The sequence below is a fragment of the Chromatiales bacterium 21-64-14 genome, assembly GCA_002255365.1.
GTDB lineage: Bacteria > Pseudomonadota > Gammaproteobacteria > 21-64-14 > 21-64-14 > 21-64-14.
The window spans coordinates 19,717-27,006 of sequence record NCBI01000030.1 but is presented as its reverse complement, the minus strand read 5'-3'; the positions used below and the strand labels follow the sequence as shown (position 1 = coordinate 27,006).

Below are 7,290 nucleotides of genomic sequence, written 5' to 3'. Positions count from 1 at the left end.
TCGCTCATAGACCAAGAGTATAATATACAGCATGCAACGTCTCCAGGCCTTCAAATGCGAACTCATGCCTACCGGCGAACAGCAGCGCCAGATGCGCCGTTTCGCCGGATCGTGCCGTTTCGTGTTCAACAAGGCGCTGGCGTTGCAGAAAGAACGTCATGAGCGCGGTGAGAAGAAACTGGGCTACGCCGGGCTGTGCAAGGAACTCACGGGTTGGCGCAACGGAGCGGGGACGCCTTGGCTCTCCGACGCGCCCATTCACCCGTTGCAACAGGCGCTCAAAGATTTGGAGCGGGCGTATTCCAACTTCTTCGCCAAACGCGCCGACTTCCCGCGCTTCAAGAAGAAGGGCCGGCACGACCGCTTCCGCTACCCCGACCCGAAGCAGATCAAGCTCGATCAGGGGAACTCCCGCATCTTCCTGCCGAAGCTCGGCTGGCTGCGCTACCGCAACAGCCGGGATGTGCTCGGCACGGTGAAAAACGTCACCGTGAGCCGGTCCTGCGGCAAGTGGTATATCTCGATCCAGACCGAGCGGGAAGTTGTGCAACCGATACCGCAAGGCGGCGCGGTCGGCATCGACATGGGTGTTATCCGCTTCGCCACGCTCTCGGACGGCACGTTCTACGCGCCGCTCAACAGCTTCAAACGGCATGAGACGGCCCTGCGCAAGGCGCAGCAGGCCATGAGCCGTAAGATTAAGTTCAGCAACAACTGGAGGAAAGCAAAAGCCAGAGTACAGAAGATTCACTCCCGTATCGGCAACGCCCGCCGCGACTACCTGCACAAGACCTCGACCGCGATCAGCCAAAACCACGCGATGGTGTGTATCGAGGACTTGCAGGTGCGGAACATGTCTAGGTCGGCGGCTGGTACGACCGAGCAGCCGGAAAGAAACGTTCGAGCGAAATCCGGCCTGAACAAGGCCATCCTCGACCAGGGCTGGTTTGAGTTCCGCCGGCAGCTTGAGTACAAGCTGGCGTGGAACGGAGGCTGGCTTGTCGCCGTGCCGCCGCAGTACACAAGTCGGACCTGTCCGTGTTGTGGACACGTCTCGGCGGACAACCGGCAGACGCAGGCGCAATTCTTGTGTGTCGAATGCGGCTTCGAGGAAAACGCCGATGTGGTCGGCGCGATCAACGTTTTAAGGGCGGGACACGCCCGGTTCGCCTGTGAAGTGAGCGGTGCAGCAATGCCGCCAGCAGCAGGAACCCACCGAAGCGACTCAGGAGCGGCTCAATGCCACGCCTGAGCGCCGTAGGAATCTCCGGCATTCATGCCGGGGAGGATGTCAACGAGAAACTGGCCGAATCCCTTGCGGGGCCGATTCCGGAGGGAACCCCGCGACGACTTTACGGTACGACCCGCCTATCCGGAAAGGTCACCGCAGTAATCGGCGTGCGTAGGTCCGGGAAAACCACTTTACTACACCAACTGCGCCGCGACCGGTTGGGACACGGCGCCAAGCGCGACCAACTTCCGTATATGAACTTCGAAGACGAACGTCTCGCCGATCTGGATGCGAGTCAATTGGGATTTTTGCTCGATGAGTACGGCCGGCAAGTTCCGGGGGCTGGAGAAAAAAGCACGGTCACCTGGTGTTTCGATGAGATCCATTCCAGGCTGGGAACGATTCGTGCGGCGGCTGCTCGACTCCAGGATAGTTGAAATCATCGTAACCGGTTCCTCCGCCGCATTGCTTTCCCGGGAGATCGCAACGGCGCTGCGCGGGCGTGCCTGGGAAGTCCCGCTCTATCCATTCAGCTTCTCCGAGGCCCTGAGTCACCGCCGGCAAGCCGTCCCCGACGATCCTGGTTTTTCCACCGGCGCTGCACGCGCTCGGATCGAGCGGGCCTTTCAGGATTGGCTCACAATCGGCGGTTTTCCAGAGGCGCAAGGGCTGGGCACCGCGGCCCGGCGCCAGTTGCTGTTGGACTACGTGGACGTGGCAATATTGCGAGATGTCGTCGAACGCCACGAGGTAAGCAACGTGGTGGGTTTGCGCTGGCTCGTCCGGCACCTGCTCGGCAATGCGGCAGGGCTCTTCAGCGTGGAGAAATTCTATGCGACGCTAAAGAGCCAGGGCATCGCCATCTCCAAAGACACGGTGCACCAGCTGCTCGCCTATCTTGAGGATTGTTTCCTTGTGCATATGGTTTGGATGGAGTCGACTTCTGAGCGCCAACGCATGGTAAATCCGCGTAAAGCCTATCCGGTGGACGCTGGGTTGATCCCGGTATTTGATCGCAGTGGACGCAGCAACAGCAGACATGCGTTGGAGACTGCCGTGCTCGTTGAACTCGAACGCCGCCGCTGCACCGTTACTTATGTGCGCACACCTGGCGGCTATGAGGTCGACTTCCTCGCCAGAAACGCGTCGGGAGAAGTTGAACTGCTTCAGGTCTGCGCCGACGCCAGCGACCCCGAGACCGCGGAACGCGAACTTCGGGCGCTGGCTGAAGCAGGGAAACAGCACCCAGAAGCCCGGAAACGGCTGCTTACGCTTACCCGTGACGGGTTGCCCGCGAATCCGCCCCCTGGGGTAATTACCCAGGCAGCGTATGAGTGGATGCTATCGTCGCCGGCGCGTTGAATGGGGCGAGGCTCGTGGGACGAAACCATCCATTCTGGATACCGCTCGGGACCCCGTCTTCGGGCGCTCGCAGCCAGCCCAATTACGCCGATCCCAGACGGCGCCATTACGACGATCGCCGGCTTGCATTTCCCCGTGATCATGGATAATAGAGCGTAGACATACCAGACCTACCGGAGGCAGTTTGATGAACCACCTGACCAAAATTCTCATCCTTACAGCCGCCGCGTTTGCGACGTTGACGCTGCCCGGGTGCGCAAGCGATAACGCCGGAACTATCCACTCGACCGTTATTGTCGGACATCCCGATCTGTCCAGATTCAGCGGACGCGCGTTCGTTCTGCGGAGAATCTCCACGAATTATCTGCACCATTTTGAAGGAGAAGGCTGGGACGTTCTCAGACCGCGCCACTGCCTGCCGGATTGGGCGTATCAGAAAGAACTGCGCTACGACGTGAATAAAATTTGGAAATACTATCACTTGGGTCAAGGCTCCGAACCCGCGGTTCCGGTCGATATCGTTATCCGGGTACTGGAAGCCTCGCATGGACAGTTTCATGGTAGGAACCTTCTAACGGATATCCATATCCAAGGAGCCACCTTTCGCACTAAGGCGCAGAGCGGCCCCGTATCCATTTTTGTCCCTATGTGGGCGACCGATCGCTGGCTTATTCCACCCGCCGCGGAGCAAATCGGGTTCGTGGTGAAATCGCTTCAGAAAGGCAATCCGGAAGTGATATCCAAACGTAGCGACGCTTTGTCCGGTCAATGGGGTGGTCCGCCTGCGACTGCGATGCTTTTAGGTGGTTTGGTTCAAATCCATACCCGCGGCGTCGGGTTCCCGATGATCGAGGCTGAAATGGAACAAGCAACCGGCCTGACTGCAGATCAGCTCTCTGCGCTGTGCGACAAGGGAGGCGGGAAGTAAAAATCCGCCGGCGCGGAGGTTCTCTTCGCGTCGGCGGTAGCTTCTACGGCAGCGGTGGCAACGATCCATAGGGGTTGTTTCCGGTATCGAGCACCGGATAACCCGGCGACCCGCCCGTGAGCGGCATCTGGGACTTCTGCATGCCCAGCGGTTGCGAGACCCGCGCATCGCCCGGCGCGTAGGTCTCGGTGGCGTTGACCGCCCCGACGCTGCTCGGCATCGACTGCGCGTTGTTCGCCGGCGGCACGAATGGATTACTGGCCGGGGACGGGCTCACCGAGGTGAAGGTGCCCGGCCGCCAGTCCCACACCGATGCCTGAGTTGTCGGAGCCATCGCATTTGAAGCCGCACTGTCACCGGCCGGATAATTGGCGGTCCCGAGACTCTTGAGATAGTTGGCGATGTTTACCGCGTATGCCGTGTAGGCCGGAGCGCCCGAAGCGCCGCCAAATCCCGGTAGAGGGCTCGTCGAGCTTGCCGGGCCGCCGAGACTACCGCCACCGGCCGCCGACCACCCGAGACTGCCGGCGGCACCAACCGTGGCAGCCGCGGTAGCCATTGTTGCAGTGGTCACGGGGATTCCGAGAGTCGTGAGTGCCCCGGCCAATTCAATGTTAACCTCAGTCATCAAGGCCGGCAGCGCCTCCGTTGCCGCCCCCCACGTTACCGCCGTCAGCGCCGCGGCGATGATTATCTCCAGGATAAACCCGAACCCCGAAACCGACTTCACGTGCTGGAACGCCAGCCAGTTCCCGGCCGGCATCGTGTTGCCGGCGCCCTCGGCGACGAAGGTTACTCCGGCCGGCACCCGCAGCCCCGCCCAGGCCTGCGTATAGCCACCGCCCTGCGTATTGCTGAAGTGCCCCGTACTCGGATCCCGCCAGACCGTCGCCCCACCGCCGAGGGTATGCACGCCGCGGAACACGCTCGCCGTCGCCGCCCCGGTCAGACCGCTGAGTGCCGGCTGCACGGGCAGCGTGTAGCCGGTTGTCTGGCCGATTGCAGCGCCGAAGGGTACTGCGAGCGTCCAGACCGGCGAGTCCGTCGTCTTCAAGGTCGTGGTCGTCGTCTTGATGAAGAAACCGCTCGTATGCACGGTCTTCACCGGATTCGCGTTGAGCGTCGCGATGAGCGCATGAGCGGCCCAGATGTGCTGCATCGTCAGCCCGACCGCAGTCAGGAAGGCGTTGGGCTGGATATCGTAGAACGCGCCGTAATCGGTCGTTCCCGCTGGCGCGCTGAATTGCCACCACGGATTCTTTCCCTCGAAATCGCGTGCAAAAATCGTCCCGTTCGCTGGGCTGACCCGTGCCTCCTGCACGTAGATGGAACCTCCGCGGCGTACCGTGCGCACCGCGTAGATGTACCCGGTGAAGGTGTCCGGGTCATAGACGGCGAACACCTCCGCCTGGTTCACAAGGTTCTGAACGACCGTGTTCGACAGCTCCGCCGCCGGAATTCGTAGGATCGCCGCGCTGAAGCGGTTGTTCACGTAGACGATGTTGCCTTTCATCGGCTGCGCGCCTGGTGGTGCGATCCCGGCCAGGAACGGGCTGGCCGCGCCGCGGCTGAACGGCGCCCAGGACAAATCCGCCGCCTCCGCGGGGATGAGCGTTGAGACGAATAGAAAGGCCGCGGCGGTCAGCAGCGCCATCGCCCGCATTATGGCGTCAAAAATGCCATCATAACGGCTGCTCTTTAAGTTGCCCATACAACTTCCTCTCTTTAATAATGATCGCATACGTTGACGGTATATCCGTTGTCCCATGCACAGTAGTTCCAACCTGGGAAAACACTCCATGTCAAACCGTTTCCGTTGGGACTCGTAATACGCTGAGATGTCGTATACGGGTTATATACAATCGATCGTTCCCCGCGGTCCCCGGGCACTGGACCGTCAAACAACACCGCCAATGTTCCGACCGGTGCGGCGTTCGTCATATAGACCACGCCGCCGTACCACGACTGACTCCCGTCGCGCCGTGAATATCCTGGAACCCACCCCCTCCATGCGCTCCACGATTCCGCCGCGCCGTTAATTAGAACGTTCGAAGGATTCTTCTGGTCGATGCATAAGTCCTGTCCGGTGGAAAGGATTCTCTCTGTGTAGAAATGCTGATAGCTCGTTGAAATAGACGGCAGTGGGTTCGGGGTATAATCGGATGCTGGAAGCTGGTGCACCGTGTCCGCGTATACTGAATACACCGCGCCGGTTCCCCACGGGTCCACGATATCATTACCAAGATAGCTGGCCGGCGTCTGCCCACTCGGAACTGTCACCGTGGCCTGCTGGCTATAGCTCTGTGTGGGTGAGACCTTTTGTTGCGTGATATTCGTGAGCAACTGAAACGTCCCGGTCGGCTGCACGAGGTACTCGTCGAACGAATAATCGAGTAGCCAGCCGATGGTTCCGCTATTCTTGAATAGGGTTGCACCGCCGCTTGCGTCTTGGCACCCGAAGGAATTCGTATCCGCACTCCTCGATGCGATCCCAACTGCCACCACCGCCTGCTGCGTCCCGCTTGCAGATGGCGGCGTGTAGACGGGTTGCACCGCACGCCCGTAGAGCACGAACGCTTGCGTCGCGTTGTATTGCTGCATCAAGACATATACCGGCCCGGGTGTAGTTTTATTTCCGATCATCGCCGCCAGCCCCACATCCGGGTCGAAGGTGATGTTCGGATTGTGAATCGCACCTGGTGCGAACCCACCGCAGATGCCACTGCCCGGCTGCTGCTGACAATTGATATCGACCGGCTGCCCGCTAGTATTTTTTGCCGACTGCGGTTCGTCGTATTCCCCGTACTGCCCGAGCAGCCCGCCGCTGTGCAGGTAGTTCTGCGTGTGCCACACGCTTCCGGCGATCGTTTTCATAGTCAGCGTTGGGGCGCCGGTTGCCGGGTTAATACTGATGTCGGCCACCGCCCACGTCAACGTACCGGGGTTCGGGAGTGTCCAGCTCGATGGTAGTCCCTGTACGACAGCCCCCTCGTTGTAGATCGCGAATAGCGCCGTCGCCCGGTTGTCTACGACGTGCACCCCGAGATTCCGATACGTCCCGTTCGGATTTACCCATTCCCCGGCAACCGCCTTGACCTTTTTACCCGACACCGTGATTTCCTGCACGAAATCAAATATCGCCCCGGTCGGTTGGGCGTGAAGCGCCTGCATCACTCCCACCGCAGCGGTGGCGATGGCCCCCTCGAACCGGTTGAAGTACCCTCCGACCGCGTCGGCGCCTGACTGGTCCGACGAGTAGCTTGTCGGTAACCCGCTCGCGCTGATGGGCGGCACTAATCCAAGCACGTTAGCTTGTGCGGCAGACAAATCGATTTCCGTGAGCGCCGGGGTCATGATTCCGGCGCCGGAGAGAACGTAGGATTGATAGGCGGCTACCTGGGTCTGCGTACCCGCCGCAGTCTCCGTAATCGAGACCATCGGCTGGGAGTGCTCCAGAATCTGTGTATTGGGGACTGACGCCGCGGTTGCGCTACCGGCGAGGGCACTGACCGCCATGCAGCTCGTCAGCGTCATCGCGAATCTGAAACCGGATAGCCTCTTCATCAGTTCGCCTCCATTACGGCACGTCAGGCACAGGGATGTTGTGCCAACTTGAACCATACTGGATCTTTCCCGTGGCAAGCCCCCGAATACCCGCCGGTCGCGCCGTATATTTGACGGCGCGCCATCCGGCGCGTGCGGAGACGTTGCGCCGAGTACTCCGCGAGGAGCTACGGGCGGCGCGTCCCGGTTCCCGGTCTTGAAATCC

Annotated in this window: 4 protein-coding genes and 1 pseudogene; 3 read left to right on the top strand and 2 right to left on the bottom strand. The window is 60.6% G+C overall.

Translation table 11 applies throughout. The annotated features are described in order from the left end of the window. The first annotated feature begins 31 nt into the window (after positions 1-31). The 3 genes and pseudogenes from B7Z66_12320 to B7Z66_12310 all read left to right on the top strand — a co-directional run bounded on the left by B7Z66_12320 (position 32) and on the right by B7Z66_12310 (position 3,521). Positions 32-1,252, top strand: a complete 1,221-nt coding sequence (locus B7Z66_12320) for a cytosine methyltransferase (protein OYV75608.1) — start codon at positions 32-34, stop codon at positions 1,250-1,252. Positions 1,253-1,263: 11 nt separating this feature from the next. After that, positions 1,264-2,593 (top strand): annotated as a pseudogene (locus B7Z66_12315) (hypothetical protein). Positions 2,594-2,780: 187 nt separating this feature from the next. Continuing rightward, the gene (locus B7Z66_12310; protein OYV75607.1) at positions 2,781-3,521 is read left to right on the top strand and encodes a hypothetical protein; all 741 of its coding nucleotides are present in this window, start codon (positions 2,781-2,783) and stop codon (positions 3,519-3,521) included. Between the two features lie 43 nt (positions 3,522-3,564). On the opposite strand, the gene B7Z66_12305 is transcribed toward B7Z66_12310, so the two are convergent. Together B7Z66_12305 and B7Z66_12300 are read right to left on the bottom strand one after the other, a co-directional pair. Beyond that, positions 3,565-5,232 carry a hypothetical protein gene (locus B7Z66_12305; protein OYV75606.1) on the bottom strand — a complete coding sequence of 556 codons (1,668 nt, stop codon included), beginning with the start codon at positions 5,230-5,232 and terminating at the stop codon, positions 3,565-3,567. A gap of 14 nt (positions 5,233-5,246) precedes the next feature. After that, entirely contained in the window at positions 5,247-7,085 is a 1,839-nt protein-coding gene (locus tag B7Z66_12300; GenBank protein ID OYV75605.1) for a hypothetical protein, read from the bottom strand. Between the last annotated feature and the right edge of the window lie 205 nt (positions 7,086-7,290).